The following is a 998-nucleotide window of genomic DNA, read 5'->3' on the forward strand; positions in this document are numbered from 1 at the left end:
GACCAGGTTATCTTCGAGCGCCTCGATCACGCCACTGCTGTCGAGGGCTTCGCGCAGCAACAATGCGCCGCTGTCGCTGGTGGTGCGGTGGCCGCTCAGCTCGACACGGACAGAGCCGTTGCATGAGGGCGTCCAGGTCGTTAGGGTTTCACCCATGGCGAGTGGTCCTCTTGAATCGTGTTCTGACAGGAACATCCTGATTCTACAAGAGAAAACCACTCGCCATCTTCGTTTTCAGGTCGGCCTCATGAATAAGCCGGGGTCACCCTTGTAGAACCATTCCGGCTGCGCGCCGACCTGGCCCTCGGCGGGCTTGCCACCCTCGAGCCCCAGGCGGAACATGCGCATCGAGTCGGTAAGGCTTGCGTCATCCTGCGCCTGTGCAGCGGCATGCATGGCGTCGCGGGTATCGGCGCTGCCCAGGTGGGTCAGGCCGGTGCCGGTGACGGTGCAGCGCGCGCGATCTGGGTGGGTGACTGGCGGCAGCAGTTCCTGGCGATCAATGGCCTGCTTGTAGTCGATCAGGGTGTGCGAGTAGTGCTGTTCGATCAGCGCGCTGAGCCCGATGCCCAGCTCGATGGCGCGAGAGGCCAGCTCATAGGTGCCGCCCGGGAAGTCGAGCAGGCGAAGCTGGTCGCGGCTTTCGACCACGGCGACCCGCGGGCCGTTGGCGGTGCGAAGTTGGACGAGTCTCATGATGGATTCCTCACTCGATGATGTTGAACTGATCGAAGTAGTCGCTGTTCAGCTCAAGGCCCAGCCCCGGGGTCTCTTCGTCGAGGTCGATGAAGCCGTTCACCGGCTCCGGGTCGCCCTTGAAGATGTAGTAGAAGAGCTCGTTGCCGATCTCGACGTCATGCACCGGGAAGTACTCAGGGAAAATGCATGAAAAACCGCTCTACGACGGGCCTCGTAGCGCTTTACCAAAAGGACCTCATGTGGTCATTTAGCAGCTTTCGCTCATGGATGATCCGATGCTGACACCGTCTCTTATGCAC

Annotated in this window: 2 protein-coding genes and 1 pseudogene; all 3 read right to left on the reverse strand. The window is 61.0% G+C overall.

All coding sequences use genetic code 11. The annotated features are described in order from the left end of the window. Positions 1-195: pseudogene (locus tag MKZ40_RS16780) on the reverse strand (IS1380 family transposase); the annotation flags it as partial. A gap of 39 nt (positions 196-234) precedes the next feature. Beyond that, complete coding sequence (locus MKZ40_RS16785) at positions 235-696, reverse strand: hypothetical protein (RefSeq protein WP_175090799.1); 462 nt, start codon at positions 694-696, stop codon at positions 235-237. A gap of 10 nt (positions 697-706) precedes the next feature. After that, a complete protein-coding gene (locus MKZ40_RS16790) occupies positions 707-862 on the reverse strand; it encodes a hypothetical protein (RefSeq protein ID WP_217485979.1) in 156 nt (51 codons plus the stop codon). Between the last annotated feature and the right edge of the window lie 136 nt (positions 863-998).

Origin of the sequence: Cobetia sp. BMC6, from assembly GCF_029991385.1 — a bacterium.
Taxonomy (GTDB): domain Bacteria; phylum Pseudomonadota; class Gammaproteobacteria; order Pseudomonadales; family Halomonadaceae; genus Cobetia.

Coding starts and splice junctions, on each gene's coding strand:
- MKZ40_RS16785 (WP_175090799.1), bottom strand. CDS start 696: ATGAGACTCGTCCAACTTCGCACCGCCAACGGCCCGCGGGTCGCCGTG.